This is a genomic window from Vibrio sp. (genome assembly GCF_050299255.1).
Classification (GTDB): Bacteria; Pseudomonadota; Gammaproteobacteria; order Enterobacterales; family Vibrionaceae; genus Vibrio.
This window is the reverse complement of the sequence record NZ_JBNKVP010000199.1, coordinates 1-580: the sequence shown is the minus strand read 5'-3', so window position 1 is coordinate 580 and position 580 is coordinate 1. Positions and strand designations below refer to the sequence as shown.

Below are 580 nucleotides of genomic sequence, written 5' to 3'. Positions count from 1 at the left end.
GAGGTCAAGGCCATACTGATCAACCATGGCACCGAGAATGTGCAGTTGTCGCGTGGTGATCGGATTGCGCAACTCGTGATCGTCCCGATCGCAGTTGTGGAGATGGAGGAAACCGCCGAATTGCCGGCTACGAGCCGGGGCGAGGGCGGTTTCGGCTCCACGGGGAGTTGATTCTCGAGACCACCAGTGGCCGGACTTCCCGTGTTCCGGGGAAGTGGTAACATCGCCGCTACTTGCGGACGTAGCTCAGCTGGTAGAGCGCAACCTTGCCAAGGTTGAGGTCGCCGGTTCGAACCCGGTTGCCTGCTTGAACGACAGCAGTCAACACGTAGTTCGCAAGCAGAGCTTGCTCAGGGTCGATCGCAGTGCAATCGACTCGCCTGCTTGACGAAGCCGTAGCACGTCGGGGCGTGGCTCAGTCCGGTAGAGCGCTGCGTTCGGGACGCAGAGATCGGAGGTTCAAATCCTCTCATCTCGACCAGAAAAGACAGGCATTTACGAAAATTTTCGTAAGTGCCTTTTCTTTTTATCCTACAGATTTATCCTACAAATCCATGGCTCACGCCATAACATCCGTTAT

The 580-nt window shown here is 56.0% G+C and carries 1 protein-coding gene and 2 tRNA genes; all 3 read left to right on the top strand.

The window, feature by feature from the left end:
- The first annotated feature begins 12 nt into the window (after positions 1-12).
- The 3 genes from ACQY6F_RS19015 to ACQY6F_RS19005 all read left to right on the top strand — a co-directional run bounded on the left by ACQY6F_RS19015 (position 13) and on the right by ACQY6F_RS19005 (position 481).
- Positions 13-171 carry a hypothetical protein gene (locus ACQY6F_RS19015; protein WP_428776689.1) on the top strand — a complete coding sequence of 53 codons (159 nt, stop codon included), beginning with the start codon at positions 13-15 and terminating at the stop codon, positions 169-171.
- A gap of 64 nt (positions 172-235) precedes the next feature.
- Positions 236-308 (top strand) — tRNA-Gly (locus ACQY6F_RS19010).
- Between the two features lie 96 nt (positions 309-404).
- A tRNA-Pro gene (locus tag ACQY6F_RS19005) sits at positions 405-481 on the top strand.
- The last annotated feature ends 99 nt before the right edge of the window (positions 482-580 follow it).